The sequence below is a fragment of the Kitasatospora sp. NBC_00039 genome (genome assembly GCF_045160625.1).
Taxonomy (GTDB): domain Bacteria; phylum Actinomycetota; class Actinomycetes; order Streptomycetales; family Streptomycetaceae; genus Kitasatospora.
Genome location: NZ_CP108289.1, coordinates 1,471,868 through 1,492,689, shown reverse-complemented (window position 1 = coordinate 1,492,689; position 20,822 = coordinate 1,471,868). Strand labels below are relative to the sequence as shown.

The following is a 20,822-nucleotide window of genomic DNA, read 5'->3' as shown; positions in this document are numbered from 1 at the left end:
AAACGTTGGCATGTGACAGAGATGACCCGGCCGGGTGAGCCGGCCGCGCATTCGGGTCAGCGGTGGCCGGTCGCGGGGCGTGCGGCCGGTCCCGCCGCCGCATCGTCCGCCGGCTCGGGCGAAGCCGCCGGAACAGGTAGCGACTCCGGCATCGCCGCCGGCCCGGGCGCAGACCCCGGCCCCGACACCGGCGCCGCCCCGCCGCTCGGCCGCATGGCCGTCAGTCGCCGTTCGCAGGCCCGCCGCTGGACGACGGACAGGCCGGCGACTGCCGCCCCGAGGCCGAGCCAGCCCGCCGGGCCGGTCGCCATCACCACGCCGGTCAGCAGCAGCGGTCCGGCGGACTTCTGGACGGACTGGGCCATGCCGGCCACGCCCAGGTAGGAGGCCCGGGCCCGGTCGGGCGCTAGCGAGACCGCCAGCTCCCAGGAGGTCACCGACCGCACCAGCTCGGCGGCGGTCACCAGCGTCGCCGTGACCAGCAGGGCGATCGACGCGCTCCAGGGCCCGCCGCCGGTACCGAACGCCAGGACCGCGCAGGACGCGAGCACCGCCACCCCGTACAGCGTCACCGCGGCCGCCGCCCGGTGCGGCCCCTCGGCCCGCGCCGAGACCCGCAGTTGCAGCACGACCACCAGCACGGTGTTGAGTGCCAGGAAGGCCGGGACGAAGGCGTGCGGCGCCGAGGTGTGGTTCACCAGCCAGAGCGGCAGTCCGACGTTGAGCAGCGAGTCGTCCAGGCACATCGGGATGTCCAGCAGGACGAAGCGCAGGTAGCCGGCGTCCCGCCAGGGGCTGGGCGCCGGCCCCGCCGTCGTGGCGTCCGGTGCGGTGGCGGTACCGGCCCGCGCCGCCACCCGCCCGCCGCCCTGGGGCTCCCGGGTACGCCACACCAGCGCCGCGGTCACCGCGAAGGAGAGCGCGTTGGCCAGGACGAGCGCCCGGTAGGCGTTCTCCGTCCCCACGGCCAGGCCGATCGCCGCGATCCCGGCACCCAGCGCGTACCCGGCGTTGGCGGCACTGCGGGTGAGTGCCTGGTAGGTGGAGCGCCGCTCGCCCGTCGCCCGGGTGGCGAAGAGCATCTCCAGCGTCTTGGCCGCCCGCTCGGCCAGGCAGATGAGGGCGATCACGGGCATCAGGGTGGTGAAGCTGTCGCAGAGCAGCACCAGGCCCATCGCGCCCAGCCGCAGCAGGTGACTCCAGATCAGCAGCCCCCGCAGAGGGAACCGCTCGGCGAGCTGCCCCGCCAGTGGCGACCCGGCGATGCCCGCCACCGCGGCGACGCCCAGCAGCAGGCCGACCTGCTGGGCGTCCAGCCGCGTCACGAAGGTGAAGTAGAGCACCGAGGCCGCCGCCCACACGCCCGTCCCGGCCCGGTCCAGGAACTGGGCGAGCAGCATGATCCGCCCGTCCCGCCCGCCCGGCGGCCGTCGCAGCTGCGCCAGCAGCCCGCCCCCGTTGTCTCGCATGGCCCGCCACTCCCCGTTTTCCGTTCCGGTGCTCGGGGAGCAGCCTGCCGGAGATGAATCTCGACGTCAAGATACTTGATGTCGACAGACCTCCGGCCGTCAGGCGAGCCCTAGTGATGCCTGCCATCTCCCGTCCGGCTCCGGCCGGAACCGCCGAGCGTCTCGCGGAGCAGCCTGCGGTCGGGCTTGCCCGCATCGGTGAGCGGCAGGTGGTCCACGGCGTGGACGGCGGCCGGCGCGTACATCGCGCCCAGCCGGTCGGTGATCCGGGTGCGGACCAGTGCGCCGTCCGCGTGTCGGCCGGCCGCCGGGACGACCGCTACGTGCAACTCCTCGGTCCCGTCCTCCCGTTGGACACCGAAGGCCGCGCACTGGGCGACGGCGGGGTGGGCGAGCAGTGCCTGTTCCACCTCCGCCGGGTAGACGTGGCCGCCCACCACGATGACCATCTCCTTCAGCCGGTCGACCAGGTGGAGGTAGCCCGCGCCGTCGAGGTGGCCGACGTCCCCGGTGCGGATCCAGCCCTCGTGCAGCACCTCGGCGGTGAGGTCCGGCCGGCGCCAGTAGCCGCTCATCATCATGGGGGTGCGGACGTGGATCTCCCCGTTCTCGCCGGGGGGCAGGGCGGTCCCGGCCGGGCTGCGGATCTCGATCTCGACCCCGGGATCGGCCCGGCCGGCGGTGATCCGGCCGCCCGGTCCGGTGATCGTGTGCTCGTCCGGGCCGACCTCGGTGATCGACCCCGCCTCGGTCTGGCCGTACCAGCCGTGCAGGACCGGCCCGAACACCTCGGCAGCCTGCCGCAGCCGTTCGGCGGAGGCGGGGGTGCCTCCGTAGAAGAGCCGCCGGAGGGCGGAGAGGTCGGTGCCGGCCGCCGCCGGGTGGTCCAGCAGTCGGTACAGCAGGGGCGGCAGCAGCCACAGCTCGGTGATGCGTTCCCGCTGCAGGGCGGCGAGGACGTCCCCCGGTTCGAAGCCGGGCCGCAGCACGACGGTGCCTCCGGCCAGCAGGGCGGCGTCGGCGAGGATCCCGGCCATGTGGGCGAGCGAGGTGCAGGCGAGGGTGCGGGGCGGGGCGCCGGCCCGCATCCGGCCGGCGAGGCGGTCGAGCAACTGCCGGTAGGGGCCGTGCGCCATCGGGATGCCCTTCGGGGTCCCGGTGGTGCCCCCGGTGAAGCGCAGGCACCAGTCGTCCTGCGCCCGGACGGGATCGGCCGTCGTGGCGGGGGCGGCTGCTCGGGCCGCGGCACCCGGCGGCACGGTGGTGCCGAGCGGCACCACCACCGGCACCCGCACCCGGGCGAGCAGTGCCTCGGCCGCGCCCGACCGGGCCGGACCGACCAGCAGCACGGGTGCGTCCACGCTCGTCACGATGTCCGCCTGTACCGTGGCGGACATGCCCGCGCCCAGGAAGGCCACCCGTGCGCCGAGCAGGTTCGCGGCGTACCGTGCGACGATCGCCTCCGGCCCGTCGTCGGCGAGGAGTACCACGGTGTCCCCCCGGCGGACGCCGTGGCCGGCGAGGTTGGCGGCGAACTGCCGGACGTCGTCGTTGAGTTCACCGGCCAGGACGGTGCCACCGTCGGCGGTGACCAGCACCGGCCGGTCCGGGGTGCGGCGGAGGACCGCGAGGACGGCCTCGACGTAGCTCTCGAACCGACTCTCGGACGCCGGCGGCGGGTTGGCGGACATGCGGCAGCTCCTTCGGTGTGGCGGCCGTCGGGCGAGCGGCCCGGCCGGAACCTCTCCTCGGAGGCTAGGTGAGCCCCGTTCATCAACTCCAAGACCGAATAGGGCATGAGATGATGCCTTCGGAGTTATGAGCGATGCCCGGGGGAGGGGAGAGCCCGTGGATCTGCCCGCGCTGCGCTGCTTCCAGGTCGTGGCCCGGCACGAGCACATCAGCCGGGCCGCCGAGGAACTGCGCGTCGCCCAGCCCTCGGTGAGCAGGACGATCGCCCGGCTGGAGGCCGAGTTGGGGGTCCGGCTCTTCGACCGCCGGGGCCGGCGCATCCACCTCAACGACCACGGCGCGGCCTTCCTGCGCCGGGTCGACCGTGCACTTCGCGAACTCGACGACGGGAAGAGCGAGTTGGCGGACGCCGTCCAGGGAGGCGGCCGGGTGGCGCTGGCCACCGAGACCCTGCTGACCGCCACCGACCTGCTGGCCGGCTTCCGGGCCGCCCACCCCCGCATCGAGGTGAGGGTGCGGCAGTCCTCCGTCGATGCGATGGCGCGCAGGCTCCGCACCCGGGAGGTGGACCTCTGCCTCGCCTCCCAGCCTCTGGTGGGCCCCGGGCTGGTCTCCGAACTGCTGCTGCGGGAGGACGTGCTGCTCGCGGTGCCGCGGGGCCACCGGCTGGCCGGACGCGAGGAGGTGCCGGTCGGCGAACTGGACGGAGAGCCGTTCGTCACCCCGAGCCGGGGCCACTGGCAGCGCGCCCTCGCGGACCGGCTCTTCGCCGCGGCGGGCGTCGACCCGGTGATCGTCTGCGAGGGCGACGAACCCGGCGCCGTCGTCAACCTGGTCGCCGCCGGGCTCGGTGTCGCCCTGCTCCCCGCGATGGCGCGCGCCTCGGACGTTCGCGCGCCTCTGCGCTGGGTGCGGCTCGCCGGGCCCGACTGCCACCGCGAGCTGCGCCTCGTCCGCGACGGGGACGCACCCCCGTCCGCCGCCGCCGGGCTCTTCGGGGCCTTCGCCGTACGTCACTTCCGCCGGACCGGTGTGGGCACGGGAGGCTGAGCAGCCGTACCCGCGCCGGGGCGCGCTGGTGCGGCCGCGCGTGGTGTGCGCGCCGCCGGAACTGTCCTTCGTGCTCGTCGTGCTCGTCGTCGGGTCGGGGCTCGGCCGCCGGGTTGCCGGGATGGAGCCGGCCGCGAGCGCGGAAGCAGGCCGTAGCGTGCCCCTTTGCCCGCCGCAGGCCGCCCGCGGGGGCGGGCGCGGCGGGACGCCAGGCGGCCCCGGGGCGGGGGCACGCGGGGCCGCACCGGGGACGGCCCGCCCCGGTCCGCGCGCCCGCCCGGTTGTCCGACCTCGCGGTTAGGGTGGGAAGCCCGCTGTCCCGCCGTCCCGGAAGGCCCACCCGATGTACGCCCTGCATGCGCTCTGGCGGGCCGACGGCCGCCTCGCGCTCTGGGCGGAGGACGCACACGCGTACCGCAACGGCAGGCCGGCCGCCCGCCGTGCCGAGGGCGGCGCCCATCCGTTCGCGTGCCCGGCCGGCGAGGTCGCGCGGCTTCTGGGGGCGATCGGCCCGGGCCTCGACTGGCTGGCCGGGCAGGGCGCCGAGCGCTGGACGGGCCTTCTCCTGCCCACCCTCGGTGACCGGCCGGTCCCCTCGCCCGACCTGCCGGCCGGCAGCGCGCCACGCGGCCTCGCGCTGAGCCCCTGGCGGGTGCCGACCCTGCTGTTCGACGCCGCCGGGGCGGCCCAGCTGCTGGGCGCGGTCCACGACCCGCACTGGCCGGGCGCGACCGTCGAACTCCCCGGTGGCGGGCCCGGTGAGTCCGGTGGCGAGCTCGGCGGCGCGTCCGTCGAGCTCGCGTACGGCGCCTCGCTGCGCTGGCTGTCCGCCGTGCACGACCTCGCCTGGCGGCTGGTCGGGCGCGGGCGGCTGCTCCCGGTGCTCGGCGAGGAGGCGCCGGCGGCGTGGGCCGCGCGGTGGCGGCCCGCCCCCGACGTCGCGGCCCGGCGCGAGCTGGCCGCCCTGGCCGCCGGCTGCCCGCCCGTCTGCCGCGCCGAGTACCACGGGTCCGCGCCCGCCCAGGCCGGGCCCACCGGCTCCGGCCTGGCCACCGCCGTGCTGGACACCCTGGTCGACTGCGAGGCCCGGGCCGCCCTCGCGGACCTCGAACCGCCCGCCGAGCCCTGGCTCGCCGCCCTCTGGTCCGCCGACGGCCGGCTCCCGGGGCCGCCGCCGGCCGGCCTGCCCGAACGCCTCGCCGCCTGGCACGCCGCCCGCCCCGCGGGCAGCCCGCTGCGGCTCAACCTCCGCCTCACCGAGCCACTCGCGCCCGACCTCGAAGTCCCCGACCTCGAAGCCCGCGACGGGGGAGCCCCCGACCTCGGACTCCACGAGGGGCCCCGCGACCAGGCCGCGCCGGGCGAGGCCGCCCCCGACGTCTGGCGCCTCGACCTGCTGGTCCAGGCCGTCGACCGCCCGTCCCTGGTCGTCCCCGCCGCCGACCTGTGGTCCGAGGAGGCGGGGTACGCCGCCCTCGCCCGTACCGTCCCCGACCCGGCGGCCTCCTACCTCGCCGAGCTCGACCGTGCCTCCCGCGTCCACCCGCCGCTGCGCACCGCCCTGTTGAGCCCCCGCCCGACCGGCGTCGAGCTGGACCGCGAGGGCGCCCTGCGGTTCCTGCGCGAGGCCGCGCCCGCCCTCACCCGGGCCGGCTTCGGCGTGCTGCTCCCGGCCTGGTGGCAGCGGCGCCCCCGGCTCGGGCTGGCCCTCACCGCGGCCCCGGCCGCCATGCCGGGCGCGGTCAAGCGCACCGCGCAGATCGACCGGGACGACGTCCTGGACTTCCAGTGGCAGCTCTCCCTCGGCGAACTCACCCTCACTGAGGAGGAGCTGGCCGAACTGGCGGCGGCCCAGCAGGGCCTGGTCCGGTTGCGCGGCCGCTGGATCGAGGTGGACCAGGCCCAACTCGCCGTCGCGGTGCGGTTCCTGGCCGAGCGCGGCAGCGGCGCCATGGAGCCGGCCGAGCTGCTCCGGCTGGCCGTCGACGACCGCGCGGCCGTGGACGGTCTGCCCGTCACCGCCGTCCGGGCCACCGGTCCGATCGGCGAGCTGCTGGCCGGCCGGCCCGGCCCGGCCTCCCGCGTCCCCGACCTGCCCGCCGGTTTCACCGGAACGCTCCGCCCCTACCAGCGGCGGGGGTTGGCCTGGCTGGACGCCCTCGGTCGGCTCGGCCTCGGCGCCGTGCTGGCCGACGACATGGGCCTCGGCAAGACCGTGCAGACCCTCGCCCTGCTCGCCCTGGAACAGGAGCGTGGCGCGGCCGGGCCGACCCTGCTGGTCTGTCCGATGTCGCTGGTCGGCAACTGGCAGCGCGAGGCGGCCCGGTTTGCCCCGGGCCTGCGCGTGCACGTCCACCACGGCGCCGACCGCACCGTGCCCGACACGTCCGCCGACCTCGTGATCACCACGTACGGGCTGGTGCAGCGGGACGTCACCGAGCTGCGCCGGGTCGGCTGGCGGCGGATCGTCGCCGACGAGGCGCAGCACATCAAGAACCCGGCGGCCCGGCAGTCGCGGGCGGCCCGCTCGCTGCGTTCCGGCCCCCGGATCGCGCTCACCGGCACGCCGGTGGAGAACCGGCTCGCCGAGCTGCACGCCGTCCTCGACTTCGCCAATCCGGGGCTGTTCGGCAGTGCGGAGTCCTTCAAGGAGCGGTTCTCGATCCCGGTCGAGCAGTCCGGCAACGCGGAGGTGGCGGCCCGGCTACGGCGGCTGACCGGTCCGTTCCTGCTCCGCCGCAGCAAGAGCGACCCGCTGATCGCCCAGGACCTGCCCGCCAAGCAGGAGTTCACCGTCCGCTGCAACCTCACCACCGAACAGGCGGGCCTGTACCGGGCGGTGGTCGCCGACCTCCTGCAGCGCCTCGCGGGAATCCGCGGGGTGGAGCGCAAGGGTGCGGTGCTGGCGGCGATCGGCCGGCTCAAGCAGGTCTGCAACCACCCCGCCCAACTCCTCCACGACGGGACGGAGCTGGCGGGCCGCTCGGGCAAGGTCGAGCGGCTGGTCGAGCTCCTGGAGGAGGCGCTGGCCGAGGGCGACCGGGCGCTGGTCTTCACCCAGTACGCCGAGTTCGGCACCATGCTCCAGCCCTACCTGAGCCGCCGGCTGGGCGAGGAGGTCGCCTACCTGCACGGCGGTGTGCCCAAGGGACGGCGGGACGAGCTGGTCGAGCGGTTCCAACGCCCGGACGGGCCAAGGGTCTTCCTGCTCTCGCTCCGCGCGGGCGGCACCGGCCTCAACCTCTCCGCCGCCAACCAGGTGATCCACCTCGACCGCTGGTGGAACCCGGCGGTCGAGGACCAGGCGACCGACCGCGCGCACCGGATCGGGCAGCACCGCGACGTGCAGGTCCGGCGGCTGGTCTGCGTCGGCACCGTCGAGGAGCGGATCGACGGCCTGCTCGCGGCGAAGCGCAGCCTCGCCGACGCCGTGATCGGCGGCGGCGAGCAGTGGCTGGCCGAGCTGTCCGCGGAGCGGCTGCGCGAGCTGCTGACCCTCTCCGCCGACGCGATCGGAGAGTGACCGCCGTGATGCCCCGCGTGCGGAGAGCGACCGTCGTGATGACCCCGTCTGCGGAGAGTGACCACTGTGATGCCCGCACCTGGTGACCGCCCGCTGGCCGAGTGCCTCGACACGTTCTGGCAGGGCCGCGTCCCGTCCGCCCCGAGTGGCGCCGACGAGACCGACCCCGTCGCGCCGGCCGTCGACGACCTGGGCCCGTCCGGCCTCGCCGTCCGAGGGCGGCCCCTGGAGGCCGCCCTCGGACCGGCCTACCGGCGCTTCACCGGCAAGGGCTGAGAAACCGGCCGGGACACCCGGCCCGGGCACCCGGCTTGGGGCCCCCGACCCGGGCGCACCCAGCCCAGGACCCGGCTCAGGACCCGGCTCAGGACGCAGCCCGGGTACCCGGCCGGCGTGCGCGGCCGCTCAGCCCGCCGACAGCGGGTAGTGGTCGGACAGGTCGGTGTAGGTGTAGCTCTTGCCCCAGCTGCTCACCGTCCACGGTGAGCTGTGGAAGCGCACCACCGTGTTGGTGTAGCTCGCCGGCTGCGCGTGGTCGGCCCGGTAGAGGACGTAGTCGAGGTCCTCCTTGGGCTCACCGGGGTAGCGGTAGGCGGCGATCGAGTTGTCCACGGTGTCGAAGGAGTCGGCCCACCCGTCGCGGGTGGTGGCCGGCGACACGTTGGCGTTGCTGAGCAGCGACGGGTACTCGCTGCCGTGCGAGTCGATGTTGAGGTCGCCGGCGAGCAGCACCGGCTCGGCGGCCGGGATGTTCTTGCCGTCGATGAACGCCTTCATCGCCTTGAGCTGCGCCGCCCGGACGGCGGCCGGCTGGCCGGCGGAGCAGCCGGTGTCGGTGGACTGCAGGTGGGTGCCGACCACGTGCGTGCGCACGCCGTTGACGTCCAGCACCGCGTAGACGAAGCCCTTGTTCGACCACCAGTCGCTGCCGCAGGCGTCCTTGAAGATGTACTGCTCCTTGCGCAGGATCGGCCACTTGCTGAGCAGCGTCACCCCGCCGTCCTCCGGGGTGGACGAGGCGAAGCTGCCGCCGGTGGCGTCCCACCCGCTGGTCGACCGGCCGACGACCGGGGTGTGGTACGGGTACGCGGCGGAGGCCTGCGAGGTGAGCAGGTCGGAGGCGGCGTTGTCGAAGGCCTCCTGGACCACGACCACGTCGTGGCCCTGGAACACGTCCGAGGCGGCGATCGCCTTGGCCCGGTAGTCCTGGCCCCAGTTGGGGTACAGGTTCTTGCTCATCAGGAAGACGTTGTAGGTGAGCACGTTCAGTGCCGGAACCGTGGTGGCGGCCGTGCCGGCGACCGGGGCGGCCGCCGCCGAGGCGGCCGGAGCGGCGGCCACCGGGGCGAGCAGCGCGGCGGCGACGGTGCAGGCGGCGGCCAGCCGGGTGCCGTGACGAAGCGTGGTGGAAGTTGGCATGCCCGCAGTCAACGCGTAGCCGGTCACGTCCGGCAAGACTGCGGACGATAACCATATGAACTCGGCGGTAACTTAAAGCTGTCTGGTCAACTCGCTCTCGGGGCGGCTGACTTGCCTGGACAACTTTCCCGGCCACCACATGTGACGGTCCAGGTCCATGGTGAGCGCGGTGACCAGGACCGACCGCACCACCAGGGTGTCCAGCAGCACGCCGAGCGCAACCGCGAAGCCGATCTCGGCGAAGCCCACCACCGGTAGTGTGCCGAGCACCGCGAAGGTGCTCGCCAGGATCAGCCCGGCCGAGGTGATCACCCCGCCGGTCGCGGCCAGCCCGGCCACCGCCCCCTGCCGGGTGCCGTTGTGGGCGGACTCCTCCCGCACGCGCGTCATCAGGAAGATGTTGTAGTCGATTCCGAGCGCGACCAGGAAGACGAAGACGAACAGCGGGAACGCGTTGTCCTCGCCCTCAAAGTGGAAGACGTGCTCGAAGAAGAACGCGCTGATCCCGAGCGCCGCCGCGTACGACAGCACCACCGTGGCGATCAGCACCAGCGGCGCGGTCACCGCCCGCAGCAGCAGCGCCAGGATCACCAGCACCACGCCGAGCACCAGCGGGATGATCGCCCGGTTGTCGCTGGCCGCGGCCCGGCCGGCGTCCAGGATCACCGCGGTGGAGCCGCCCACCTTGGCGTCGGCGCCGGGCACCTCGTGGACGGCCGCGCGCACGCGGTCCACGGTGTCCTTGGCGGCCTGACTGTCCGGCGGATCGGCCAGCGTGGCCTGGAACAGCGCCTGCCCCTGCCGCTCCACCGGCACCGACGTCCCGGCGATGCCGGGGGTGGCCTGCGCCACCGTCCGGACGGCGCCCGCCTCGCCCGCCGTGCTGATCACGGTCAGCGGCGCGCCCGTCCCGCCGGGGAAGTGCTGCTCCAGCACCTGCTGGCCGACCACCGAGTCCGGCGTGCCGGTGAAGCTGCCGGCGGTGGACAGGCCGGTGGCGTTGAGCGAGACCAGCCCGACGCAGCAGGCCCCCAGAGCCAGCGCGGTGCCGATCCAGACCTTGCGGGGCCGTCGGCCGATCCACGTCCCGACGTGCGCCCAGCGGCCGGTCCGCGTCGGCTCCGGCGTGCCGAAGGCAGGCTTGACCGGCCAGAACACCCAGCGCCCGACGACCACCAGCAGCGCCGGCAGCAGCGTCAGCATCGCGGCCAGCGCCACCAGCACGCCGATCGCGCAGACCGGGCCGAGGCCGCTCGTGGAGTTCATCTCGGCGATCAGTAGGCAGAGCATCGACGCGACCACGGTGGCCGAGGAGGCCAGGATCGCCGGCCCGGCCCGGTGCAGGGCGAGCGCCATCGCCTCGTGCCGGTCCTCGTGCCGTCTCAGCTCCTCCCGGTAACGGGCGGTGAGCAGCAGGGCGTAGTCGGTGCCCGCGCCCAGCACCAGCACGATCAGGATGCCGGCACTCTGCGCGTTGACGGTCAGTCCGGCGTGTTTGGCCAGCAGGTAGATGACGGCCTGGGCGACGACCAGCGCCCCGGCCGCGGAGAGCAGTGGCAGCGCCCAGAGCACCGGACTGCGGTAGGTGAGCAGCAGCAGGATGATCACCACGCTGACGGTGGCGGCCAGCAGGGTTCCGTCGATTCCCGCGAACGCCTCGGCCTGGTCGGCGCCGATCCCGGCCGGTCCGGTGACGTGGGTGGTCATGCCCAGGCTGTTGTCGGCGGCGGTGGCACGCAGGCTGTCGACCGCCGGGCGCAGGTCCTGCCAGCCACCGGTGCCGATGTCGACCGGCACGATGGTCTGCATGGCCCGGCCGTCGGTCGAGACCACCGGGCCGATCACCCGGCCCAGCACGTGCGGCGCGTCGGCGAAGGCGGTCGCGTCCCGGGCCGCCTCGACCTGGTCGGTCGGGGTGATCCCGCTGTCGCGGGTGTAGACCACCACGGCCTGGGCCGTGTCCACCGGCTGGAAGGCGCGCTGCTCGTTGAGTACCTGGGTGGACTCGGCGTTGCCGGGCAGCCAGCTGGACGCCTGGTTGTCCTCGGCGTCGGTGAGCTTGCCGGCGAGCGGTCCCGCCGCCAGCAGCAGTACCAGCCAGAGCGCCAGCACCACCCATTTGCTGCGGCGTCCGCACGGGAGCGTGGCCAGTCTCCGGGTCGGGCTCATCGCAAACCCCCAGGGGCCTGAGACATCACTCGTTCCAGCCTGCCACCGCCCCGCCGACCCGGCAGCCCGGGACGCGTCCGCCGGCGGGAACGGGCTACGCCGGCGGGAACGGGCTACACCGGTACCGCGGCCCGCTCGCGCAGCTCCTTGAGCACGGCGATGTCGAGCGCGTGCCCGGTGCCGTCGCCGCCGTGCTTACGGTCCGGCGTCTCGACCACCAGCGGGACGCCGGCCGTCTCCGGGTGCTCGAACAGCTCGCGGAACGGCTCCGCCCCGATCCGCCCGGCGCCGATGTTGGCGTGCCGGTCCTTGCGCGCGCCGACCACGTCCTCCGAGTCGTTGGCGTGGATCAGCCGCAGCCGGCCCGGCCCGGCGGCCGCGACCAGCGCGTCCAGCGTCTCCCGGACGCCGCCCGGCGCGGCGAGGTCGTGGCCGGCCGCGAAGGCGTGGCAGGTGTCCAGGCAGACCCCGACCTTCGGGTGGCCGTCCAACGCGTCCACGTACGCGGCCAGGTCCTCCATCCGCGAGCAGAGCGAACTGCCCTGGCCGGCCGTCGGCTCCAGCAGCAGCCAGGGCGCGTCCTCCCCGAGCGCGTCCAGCTCGTCCAGCAGCGGACGGACGTCCTCGCGGACCTGCGCCATCGCCTCGGCCCGCCGGGAGCCGCCGCCCGGCGCCGTGCCGACCGCCGAGCCGGTGTGCAGCACCACGCCCAGTGCGCCGATCGCGTGGCCGCGCACCAGCGAGTGGCGCAGCGAGGCGGCCGAGCGCTCGCGGGTCGCCGCGGTGTCCGAGCCGAAGTTGATCAGGTACGGCGCGTGCACGTACGCCGGGATGCCCTGCTCGGCGCAGGCGGTGCGGAACTCCTCGTCCTGCGCCGGGTTGCCCGGGGGAGTGGCCCAGCCGCGCGGGTTGGCCACGAACACCTGGACGGTCTCGGCGCCGACCCGCCGCGCGTACGCGAGCCCCGTCCCGGCCAGCCCGCGGGCGGCCACCGGCACATGGGCGCCGACCGGGTTGCGGACGGCGGTGACCGGCGGTACGGCGGCGACGGGCGGGAGGACGGCGGCGGTGTTCATGGCCCCGAGCATGCCACGCGCCACGGACGCCCCGGCGCGCAGTCATCCGGGGCCGGCGATCGTATGCCGATGACACGCCAGGAACAGCTCTCCTCTGTACCCGATCGAGTGAATCGGACCTCGAATGCCAGGCCGGACGGCCCCGTCGGCGTCACTGCCCGTGACAGATCAGCGCACCGGCGCCCACCACCGGCACCCCGCTTCCCACCGGCACCCGCGCCCACCACCTGCACCCGTGCCCACCACCCGTCCGAAACCCACGCGCGTAACCCACGCGCCCGCCCGCACCCCCGCGGCCGGGCGGGCCGCCATGTCCGCCGGCGCGCCACCCCCGCCGCGCCGGCCCCCGCCCGCAGCCGTCCGGCCTGCCCCGCGCACGCCCGGCTTCCTCCGGTTGCCGACGCCCCGTCAGTCCCGCAGCCCAGCCCTGGTGGCGGGCCCACCCGTGCGCCCATAGCGTCGATGCGACCGACCCCACCGACCGTCATCTCCCGCACACACCGCGTCACCGCGCCGGCGTCCCCGCGAGCGCGCCAGAAAGCAGGTCACCACTCATGCCCACGCGACGGGTCCACCATCTCGCCGCGGCCACCGCTGCCGCCACGACCGCCCTCACCACCGCCCTGACCACCCTCGCCGCCGCGCCCCCGGCCCACGCCGCGGGCGCCCTGCACCTCGTCCAGCCGGGCGAATCGATTCAGCAGGCCGTCGACGCCGCCAGCCCCGGCGACACCGTCCAGCTGCTCCCCGGCACCTACCGCGGCAGCGTCCGGATCACCACCGCAGGCCTCACCCTGCGCGGCGCCGGCCCGAAGAGCGTGATCACCCCCGGCACCGCCGAGGACGGCACCGCCGGCGACTCCGTCTGCGCCACCGCCGGCCACGGCCTCTGCGTCGTCGGCACCGACGACCACCCGCTCGGCGGCATCACCGTCGAGGCCCTCGCCGTCACCGGCTTCCGCAAGAACGGCATCGACGTCAGCGCCACCACCGGCATGACCGTCCGCGCCGCCTACGTCCACGACAACGGCCAGCAGGGCATCAGCCAGGAGAAGTCGACCCGGGCCGTCATCACCGGCAACGAGTCCACCCGCAACGGCCAGTCCGGTGTCTTCCTGGCCAACTCGGTGGCCAACGAGGGCGGTGCCATGGACACCGACGGCGCCGTGGTCAGCGGCAACCTGCTGACCGACAACCGGATCGGCGTCACCGTCCGCCGCCTGCGTGACCTGGACATCGAGGCGAACGAGATCCACGGCAACTGCGGCGGCGTCTTCATCGTCGGTGACGAGGGCGTCCCCCGGGCCGGTGCGCTGAGCATCGCCCACAACCGGGTCGTCGCCAACAACAAGTACTGCCCGCCCAACCCGCGGCTCGACTACATCCAGGGCACCGGCATCCTGCTCACCGGCGCCGAGGACACCACGGTGACGGAGAACCAGGTCCGCGACAACGTCGGCGCCTCGCCGATGTCCGGCGGCATCGTGCTCTTCCGCAGCCTGGTCGGCGCGCCCAACGCGCGCAACATCATCACCGGCAACCACGCGGTCGGCAACGGCCCGGCCGACCTGGTGGACGCCGACACCGGCACCACCAACTCCTTCACCCGCAACCACTGCGCGGTCTCCATGCCCGCCGGTCACTGCTGAACCGCCGCGCGTCCCACCGGCTCCGCGACTCCCGCGGAGCCCGAGGGCGTGTCCGTGAAGGCCCGCCCGCCCGGCGACACCGGGACACCGGCCCAGCCCCCACCTCCCCTTTGCAGAAAGACGGCACATGACCACCACGCCCGCCACCACCCCGCCGGCCGCGATGCGCCTGCGGGAGCTCGTCTTCGGCGCCGCCTGCGCCGCCGCCGTCCGCGCGGCCGCCCGGCTCGGTGTCGCCGACGCGCTCGGCGACACCCCGACCACCGCCACCGACCTCGCGGCCGCGCTCGACACCGAGCCCAAGCAGCTGCGCCGCCTGCTGCGCGCGCTCACCTGCTACGGCATCTTCCAGGAGACCGGCGGCGACCGGTTCGAGCACACCGAGATGTCCCGGCTGCTGCGCGAGGACGCCCCCAACAGCCTCCGTTACATCTCCCTCTGGTGCACCGAGCCGTGGACGTGGGAGGCCTGGCCGAAGCTGGACGAGGCGGTCCGCTCCGGCCGCAACGTCTTCCCCGAGCTGTTCGGCAAGGAGTTCTTCGACTACCTGCACAGCGACGCGGGCGACTCGGCGAAGGTCTTCGACAAGGCGATGACCACCTCCAGCCGCCAGTCCGCCGCAGACTTCGCCGCCTACCTGGACCTCACCGGGATCGACTCGGTGGTCGACATCGGCGGCGGCCAGGGACACGTGCTGGCCAGCCTGCTGGAGAAGCACCCGGCGCTGCACGGCACCCTGCTCGACCTGCCCAAGGTGGTCGCCGGCGCCGACCCGCGGCTCCGCGACGGCGGCGCCTACTCCGCCCGGGCCCGCCTGGTGCCCGGCGACTGCCGGGTGGACATCCCGGTCCGCGCCGACCTCTACATCATCAAGAACATCCTGGAGTGGGACGACGAGAGCACCCGTCGCACCCTCGCCAACGTGGTCCGCGCAGCCCGTCCGGGCGCCCGCGTCGTGGTGGTCGAGAACCTGGTCGACGACAGCCCGTCGATGCGCTTCACCACCGCCATGGACCTCATGCTGATGCTCAACGTCGGCGGCGCCAAGCACTCCGAGGAGAGCCTGGTCCGGCTGATGGAGGAGGCCGGACTGGACGTCGCCGAGGTCCGCCCGGTCAACCCGTACCTGCACGCCTTCGAGGCCACCGTGCGCGGCTGACCCCGACCCGCGCACGACGAGACCGCCCGCACCGGGAGCCCCGGTGCGGGCGGTCTCGTCGTGGCTGCTCGTCGTGGCGATGGGGTCTCGTCGTGACGGCTCAGGCCTTGTGCGAGGACTCCAGGTGCGCGAAGACCACCACGTTGTCCAGGTAGTCCTTGCGCTTCTTGTCGTAGGTGCCGCCGCAGGTGATCAGTCGCAGCTGGGCGTCCGGCGTCTTCCCGTAGACCTTCTGGTCGGGGAAGGCGCTCTTGGCGAAGGTCTCCACCGAGTCGACCGTGAAGACGGCGACCGTGCCGTCCGCCCGCTGCACCTCGACCTTGTTGCCCGGCAGCATCAGGCTGAGCAGCAGGAACACCGCCGGGCCCTTGGTGGTGTCCACGTGCCCGGCCACCACGGCGCTGCCGCGCTCGCCGGGGGTGACGCCGTCGCGGTACCAGCCGACGAGGTTCTGGTTGTCCGGCGGCGGCGCGTTGAGCTGCCCGGCCGGGTCCAGCGTCAACTCGGTGAACGGTGCGTCCACGGCGATCTGCGGGATCCGCAGCCGGGTCGGAACGGACCGCTTCAGCGCCGGCCCGGACGCCTTGGCCGGTGCCGGGGAGGCCGCCGGTGAGGCGGACGCGGCGCCGGGGGACGCGCCGGCGGTGGCCGCCGGGGGAGCGGCCTGGCCCGGCGGAGGCTCGGCCGAGGGTGCGGCGTCCACCGAGTTGTAGATGAGCAGCAGACCGGCCGCCGCCGCGCCCATACCCGCGCGCAGCAGCCGGGACGTACCAGGGACCAGACCGGTCATGACTCCACTCCTCGGCCTTCACGGCGACTCGGCCTTCAACGCCGACCCGGCTTCAACGGCGACTCGGCTTCAAGTCGGCACAGCGGTGGCACCGCCGCCGGAGGACCGCCCCGCGTGCCCCCGCCGTGGCCGGCGCACGGAGCGGCGGCCACGGCGGGGAGGCGACGGGAGGTGACGGGCGGCGCCTGACCCGGCGACACAGGTCAGATCGTGGCTCCGGTGGCGCGACGGCCCTTGCGCAGCGCGATCGCGCCGGCTCCGAGACCGCCCAGCAGCAGGACGGCGCCGGCCCCGAGGCCGCCGCCGGACAGCGCCAGGCCGCCGCCGCCGGTGTGCACGCCACCGTGCGGGGTCTTCTCGTCGGCCTTGTGCTCCTCGCCCGAGGAGGAGCCCTTGTCCTTCTCCTCCCAGCTCTTCTGGCTGTCGGGGCTGGCCGACTTGTCCTGCTTCTCGTCCCAGGTCTTCTGGCTGTCGGGGCTGGCGGACTTGTCCTGCTTCTCCTGCCATGTGAGGTTCTTGTCGGAGCCGTCGGCGAAGGCGGCGGGGGCGCCGACGGTGAGGGCGGCGGCGACGACGACGGCCCCGGCGAGAAGCGTGCGTGCAGAACGCATGATGGTGATCCTTCCGGCGCGGCCCGCGACAGCCGACACGTCGTCGGGCAAGGGGACTCGCGGAGTGGTGCGCCTGATCCACCGTCAACCACCCCGGCGGCCGCTGCCACCCGAGCAGGGGGGTGACGGCGGTGCTTGTGCGCCCCTTCGAGTGGACTCATTGGAGTGTTCACCCGACTGCCCCGGCGATCCGGGTGAATCCGGCATGGACCCGGGCCGCGGGCCCGCCGTCCCGACGGGCGAAGGCCGGCGTGGATCCGGGTGCGCGCGGGCAGGCTTGGCGCATGGTCGAGATCTCGAAGGACGTCCGGGCGCGGATCGAGGCGGGGCACATCTGGTTCGTCGCCACGGTCAACGCCGACGGGTCGCCGCACGTCAGCCCGATGTGGGTGGGGACGGAAGGCGGCCTGGTGCTGTTCAACACCTCGGTCGGGCGGGTCAAGGAGCGCAACCTCCGGCGCGACCCCCGGGTCTGCCTGTCGCACGCGGACGCGGCCGACCCGTACGACCGGGTGCAGATCCGCGGGCGGGTGGTCCGGTTCGTCGAGGGGGAGGAGGCGGACCGGAACATGGACCGGCTGGCCGGGGTCTACCTCGGGGCGGAGCGCTACGAGTGGAGGATCCCCGGCGAGCGGCGAGTGGTGGTGCTGATCGAGCCGACCCGGATCAGCCGGGTGACCGGCGTCGAGATCCTCCCTCCGGGTGCTCCGGGTGCTCCGGGTGCTCCGGGGGCTCCGGGGGCCCGGGGGTAGCCCCTTCTCCCCGGTGGCCACCCCCGGGGAACCGGCCGCGACCTGCCGCGTCTATCTTGATGGTCCACTGACACGAGAGGGAGCGGTCGATGAGCACGGTCGGTCGGAAGGTTGCCGCGGTGGCGGCGACGGGGGTTCTGCTGGGCGTGCTGGCGGCCTGTGGCTCCGGGGGGTCGAAGACCTCCCACGACACGGCGAAGGGCAGCGCGAGCCCGGCGGCAGGCGCGACCGCGGGAGCGGCCACGACCGCTCCGGCGAGCCCCGGGGCGCGCCAGGCCGGCGCCGGGGGCCAGGCGGCGGCCGGCGGCGCGACGTCCGCAGCCTCCGGCGCCGCGGCCGGTACCTCCGGCTCGCCCGCGCCGGGCACGCCGGGCACGCCGGCCCAGGGCGGGGGAGCGGGCGCCGCCGGCGGCGGGGCCGCGCAGCCCGCCGGGGCGGACTCCGACACGCTGCTGCTCGACGACAAGCTCCTGCTCCAGCTGATGCCGGACCAGAAGGCCATGACCGGCTGGGAGGAGGAGAAGCGCCGGGTGGACACCGCCGACCACGCCACCACCTGCACCGGCGCCGGGTCGTGCAGCGGCAAGCCGCTCAGCGGGTCGGCCCGCTTCTCCTCCGGCGAGGTGACCGCGCGCTTCGGGATCGACACCCTCCCGAGCAAGGCGGCGGCCAAGGACAAGCTCGCGGAGGCGTACGCGGGGTACGCCGACGGCAGCAAGTACCACGCGGTCGAGCTGGCCGCGCTGGGGAGCGAGAGCCGCGCCTTCCAGGGCGATCTGGCCGGCCGGGACGGCGTCGCCATCGTGCTGCGCTCCGGCACGGTGGTCGCGACGGTGACCACCGAGGGCGGCCCGGTCGACCCCGCGGCCACCAGGCGGCTCGCCGCGCTGCTGGTCCAGCGCGTCGAGCAGGCCCAGGCGGGCCGTACCCCGGACGCCGCCCTCGGCACGGCCTGACGTACGCCCCGCCGCCCGCCCGACGCACGCCCCTGAGGCACGGCCCGACGCACGGCCCGACGCACGGTCCGGGCCGCCGGCGCTCAGGGTGGCCGACGCTCAGGGCCCCGTCCACACGCCGGTGCCCCGCAGGCCTTCCTGCGGGGCACCGTGCGGTCCGGGGCGCGGCTCAGTTGAGGCCGCCACGCTCCCAGCGGTAGAACTCGCGCGCCATGGCGTCCTTGGGCTCCCGCCAGGTGGCCGGGTCGTACGCCTGGACGTAGGCGGTGAGGGCATCGCTGACCGCCCGGAACTCCGGGTGGCCGGCGACCTGCGCGACGGCCGGGCCCGGGGGGCGGTCGGCCTCGATCAGGTGCAGGTAGACGTCGCCGAACTGGAAGAGGCTGCGGCCGGTGACGCCGATCAGGTGCGGCAGTTCACCGCGGTCGGACTCGGCGAACACGTCGGCGATGCCCGGGGCGGCGTCCGGCTTCATCCGGGCGACGATCAGTGCGCGGTGCATCCGGCTCACACCTCCCCGGCCTGCTTCTCGACCTTCTCGCGGATCAGCTGCATCTGGATGCGCGAGTTGCGGTTGATGTGGTTGACCATGCCGTCGTCGTCGACCGGGGCGGTGGGCTTCATCGCGAAGTCCTGGACCCAGCGCATCTTCGTGCCGGCCGGGACCTCCGCGTACTCCCAGCGGATGTCCATGAACTCGAACGGCCCGGGCTCGACCCGGCGGGCGCGCACCGCGAGCGAGGCCCGGTCGGTGGTGCGCTCGGAGACCCAGCTCCAGATCTGGCCGTTCTCGTCGGGGTGCATGGTGAGCCGGAAGCGCACGCTGTCGCCGTCCCGCTCCAGCACCTCGACGGAGGCGTACTCGCTGAAGAGCTGCGGCCAGTTCTCCAGGTCGTTGGTGATCTCCCAGACCAGGTCGAGCGGCGCGGCGATGACGATCTCGTTGTCCGTGTGTCCAGGCATCTCAGGCACCGGCCTTCGCGGTGAACGCGGCGTTCACCAGTTCCAGGAATTCGGCCGGGGTCTTGGCCGACTCCGCACCGTTGGTGACCTTGACGCCGTGCCGGTTCTCCAGTTCGCCGACCACGCCGAGCAGACCGAGGGAGTCCACGCCGAACTCGTCGAAGCTGACACCGGGGCGTTCCAACTCGATCGGGTCGATCGCGACACCGGCCCGGGCCTGGATCAGCGCGGCCAGTTCGGGGTGGCTGAGGGTGATGCTCACGGGAAGTCCCTTCTAGGTGAGCCAAATAGGGGTTGTCGGTCAGGCCCGGTCGTCGCGCCGGAGCAGCAGCGCGGCGTTGGAGCCCATCAGCCCGCGGCTGAGCACCAGTGCGGTGCGCAGCTCGGCCGGGCGGGCGCGGCCGGTCACCAGGGCGAGGTCGTGGCAGACCTCGGTGACGTTGGGGGTGGGCGGCACCAAGCCGTCCTCCATGGCGAGTACGGCCGCCGCCGCGTCGAGCAGCGGCGCCCCGCAGTAGGCCCGCCCGGTGCCCGCCTTGGGCGCGGTCACCGGGACGCGTTCGGCGTAGGGGCCGAGCGCGTCGGCCAGGGCGAGCGCCTCGGCGCGGTCGGCGGCCGGGACGCCCAGGGCGTCGGCGAAGACCACGTCGACCTCCTCGGGGGCGATCCGGGCCTGGTCGAGCGCGATCCGGATCGCCGCGGCCAGCCCCTCCCGGGACTCCTCCCAGCGGGAGGCGCCGGTGAAGGTGGCGCCGTGCCCGGCGATGTGCGCCCGGACGGTGGCGCCGCGCCGGAGGGCCGTCCGCTCGTCCTCCAGCAGCAGCATCGCGCCGCCCTCGGCGGGGGCGAAGCCGTTGGCGTCCGCGGAGAACGGCAGGTAGGCCCGGTGGGGCTCCTCGGAGAGGCTGAGCTCGGGGTATCCGAGCTGGCAGACCATCGAGTAGGGCGCCAGCGGTGCCTCGGCGGCGCCGGCCACCACCGCGTCGGTGCCGCGCTCGATCGCGCGGGCCGCGTGTGCGAGGGCGTCCAGGCCGCCGGCCTCGTCGCTGGCGACCACACCGCACGGGCCCTTGTAGCCGCCGCGGATCGAGACCTGGCCGGTGCTGGCTGCGTAGAACCATGCGATGGACTGGTACGGTCCGACGAACTGTGGCCCCTGGCCCCAGAGTTGCTGCAGCTCGCGCTGGCCGAACTCGCCGCCGCCGGAGCCGGCCGCGGTCACCACACCCACCGCGTACGGCTGTTCGGGGTCGGGGGTGAAGCCGGCGTCCGCCACCGCCAGGTCGGCGGCGGCCATCGCGTAGTGCGTGAAGCGGTCGGTCTGTACCAGGTAGCGGCTGTCGATCACGGACTGCGGGTCGAAGTCCCGGACCTGGCCCGCGATGCGCAGCGGGAGGTCGGCGCAGCCCTCGCGGGATATCCGGTCGAGGACGCTCACGCCCTGCCTGGTGGCCTTCCAGAAGGCGTCGGCACCGACGCCGTTCGGCGCCACCACGCCGAGGCCGGTGACCACCGCCCGGCGTTCCTTTTGACGTGACGTCATG

General features: G+C 74.6%; 18 protein-coding genes. 7 read left to right on the top strand and 11 right to left on the bottom strand.

Annotation, left to right across the window (positions count from 1 at the left end; all coding sequences use genetic code 11):
• Nucleotides 1–56 precede the first annotated feature (56 nt).
• Together OG286_RS06805 and OG286_RS06800 are read right to left on the bottom strand one after the other, a co-directional pair.
• Nucleotides 57–1,469, bottom strand: coding sequence for an MFS transporter (locus tag OG286_RS06805; RefSeq protein WP_396322473.1), 1,413 nt, complete (start codon nucleotides 1,467–1,469; stop codon nucleotides 57–59).
• A gap of 110 nt (nucleotides 1,470–1,579) precedes the next feature.
• Nucleotides 1,580–3,160: a class I adenylate-forming enzyme family protein gene (locus OG286_RS06800; protein WP_405362694.1), complete on the bottom strand. Its 1,581-nt coding sequence runs from the start codon at nucleotides 3,158–3,160 to the stop codon at nucleotides 1,580–1,582.
• A 157-nt stretch (nucleotides 3,161–3,317) separates the two neighbouring features.
• On the opposite strand from OG286_RS06800, the gene OG286_RS06795 reads away from it, so the two are divergent.
• From OG286_RS06795 to OG286_RS06785, 3 genes are all read left to right on the top strand, one after another.
• Nucleotides 3,318–4,211 (top strand): LysR family transcriptional regulator, encoded by an 894-nt coding sequence (locus tag OG286_RS06795; RefSeq protein WP_396322471.1) that lies wholly within the window; start codon nucleotides 3,318–3,320, stop codon nucleotides 4,209–4,211.
• A gap of 343 nt (nucleotides 4,212–4,554) precedes the next feature.
• A complete protein-coding gene (locus tag OG286_RS06790; RefSeq protein WP_405362696.1) occupies nucleotides 4,555–7,734 on the top strand; it encodes an SNF2-related protein in 3,180 nt (1,059 codons plus the stop codon).
• Nucleotides 7,735–7,791: 57 nt separating this feature from the next.
• A complete protein-coding gene (locus OG286_RS06785) occupies nucleotides 7,792–8,010 on the top strand; it encodes a hypothetical protein (protein ID WP_405362698.1) in 219 nt (72 codons plus the stop codon).
• A gap of 129 nt (nucleotides 8,011–8,139) precedes the next feature.
• Here the strand turns inward: OG286_RS06785 and sph are convergent, their stop codons facing one another.
• The 3 genes from sph to OG286_RS06770 all read right to left on the bottom strand — a co-directional run bounded on the left by sph (nucleotide 8,140) and on the right by OG286_RS06770 (nucleotide 12,398).
• The gene (gene sph, locus OG286_RS06780) at nucleotides 8,140–9,153 is read right to left on the bottom strand and encodes a sphingomyelin phosphodiesterase (protein ID WP_405362700.1); all 1,014 of its coding nucleotides are present in this window, start codon (nucleotides 9,151–9,153) and stop codon (nucleotides 8,140–8,142) included.
• A gap of 72 nt (nucleotides 9,154–9,225) precedes the next feature.
• Nucleotides 9,226–11,322, bottom strand: a complete 2,097-nt coding sequence (locus OG286_RS06775; protein ID WP_405362702.1) for an MMPL family transporter — start codon at nucleotides 11,320–11,322, stop codon at nucleotides 9,226–9,228.
• A 113-nt stretch (nucleotides 11,323–11,435) separates the two neighbouring features.
• Nucleotides 11,436–12,398 carry a deoxyribonuclease IV gene (locus OG286_RS06770; RefSeq protein ID WP_405364886.1) on the bottom strand — a complete coding sequence of 321 codons (963 nt, stop codon included), beginning with the start codon at nucleotides 12,396–12,398 and terminating at the stop codon, nucleotides 11,436–11,438.
• Between the two features lie 554 nt (nucleotides 12,399–12,952).
• Between OG286_RS06770 and OG286_RS06765 the strand changes: the two genes are divergently transcribed.
• Nucleotides 12,953–14,047: a nitrous oxide reductase family maturation protein NosD gene (locus OG286_RS06765; protein WP_396322465.1), complete on the top strand. Its 1,095-nt coding sequence runs from the start codon at nucleotides 12,953–12,955 to the stop codon at nucleotides 14,045–14,047.
• A gap of 127 nt (nucleotides 14,048–14,174) precedes the next feature.
• Nucleotides 14,175–15,206 (top strand): methyltransferase, encoded by a 1,032-nt coding sequence (locus OG286_RS06760; protein WP_396322464.1) that lies wholly within the window; start codon nucleotides 14,175–14,177, stop codon nucleotides 15,204–15,206.
• A 100-nt stretch (nucleotides 15,207–15,306) separates the two neighbouring features.
• Here the strand turns inward: OG286_RS06760 and OG286_RS06755 are convergent, their stop codons facing one another.
• Both OG286_RS06755 and OG286_RS06750 read right to left on the bottom strand, forming a co-directional pair.
• A complete protein-coding gene (locus OG286_RS06755) occupies nucleotides 15,307–15,996 on the bottom strand; it encodes a class F sortase (RefSeq protein WP_396322463.1) in 690 nt (229 codons plus the stop codon).
• A 203-nt stretch (nucleotides 15,997–16,199) separates the two neighbouring features.
• Nucleotides 16,200–16,607 carry a hypothetical protein gene (locus OG286_RS06750; RefSeq protein ID WP_405364884.1) on the bottom strand — a complete coding sequence of 136 codons (408 nt, stop codon included), beginning with the start codon at nucleotides 16,605–16,607 and terminating at the stop codon, nucleotides 16,200–16,202.
• Nucleotides 16,608–16,891: 284 nt separating this feature from the next.
• Between OG286_RS06750 and OG286_RS06745 the strand changes: the two genes are divergently transcribed.
• Entirely contained in the window at nucleotides 16,892–17,359 is a 468-nt protein-coding gene (locus OG286_RS06745) for a PPOX class F420-dependent oxidoreductase (RefSeq protein WP_405364882.1), read from the top strand.
• A gap of 89 nt (nucleotides 17,360–17,448) precedes the next feature.
• Nucleotides 17,449–18,315, top strand: coding sequence for a hypothetical protein (locus OG286_RS06740; protein WP_405364880.1), 867 nt, complete (start codon nucleotides 17,449–17,451; stop codon nucleotides 18,313–18,315).
• 169 nt (nucleotides 18,316–18,484) lie between these two features.
• Here the strand turns inward: OG286_RS06740 and OG286_RS06735 are convergent, their stop codons facing one another.
• From OG286_RS06735 to OG286_RS06720, 4 genes are read right to left on the bottom strand one after another with little or no spacing between them, the layout of a single operon-like run.
• On the bottom strand, nucleotides 18,485–18,817 hold the full coding sequence (locus OG286_RS06735; protein WP_396322459.1) for a TcmI family type II polyketide cyclase: 333 nt from the start codon (nucleotides 18,815–18,817) through the stop codon (nucleotides 18,485–18,487).
• 5 nt (nucleotides 18,818–18,822) lie between these two features.
• Nucleotides 18,823–19,278 carry an SRPBCC family protein gene (locus OG286_RS06730; RefSeq protein WP_396322458.1) on the bottom strand — a complete coding sequence of 152 codons (456 nt, stop codon included), beginning with the start codon at nucleotides 19,276–19,278 and terminating at the stop codon, nucleotides 18,823–18,825.
• A gap of 1 nt (nucleotide 19,279) precedes the next feature.
• Nucleotides 19,280–19,540, bottom strand: coding sequence for an acyl carrier protein (locus OG286_RS06725; RefSeq protein WP_396322457.1), 261 nt, complete (start codon nucleotides 19,538–19,540; stop codon nucleotides 19,280–19,282).
• A 39-nt stretch (nucleotides 19,541–19,579) separates the two neighbouring features.
• Nucleotides 19,580–20,821: a beta-ketoacyl synthase N-terminal-like domain-containing protein gene (locus tag OG286_RS06720; protein WP_405362713.1), complete on the bottom strand. Its 1,242-nt coding sequence runs from the start codon at nucleotides 20,819–20,821 to the stop codon at nucleotides 19,580–19,582.
• Nucleotide 20,822 lies beyond the last annotated feature (1 nt).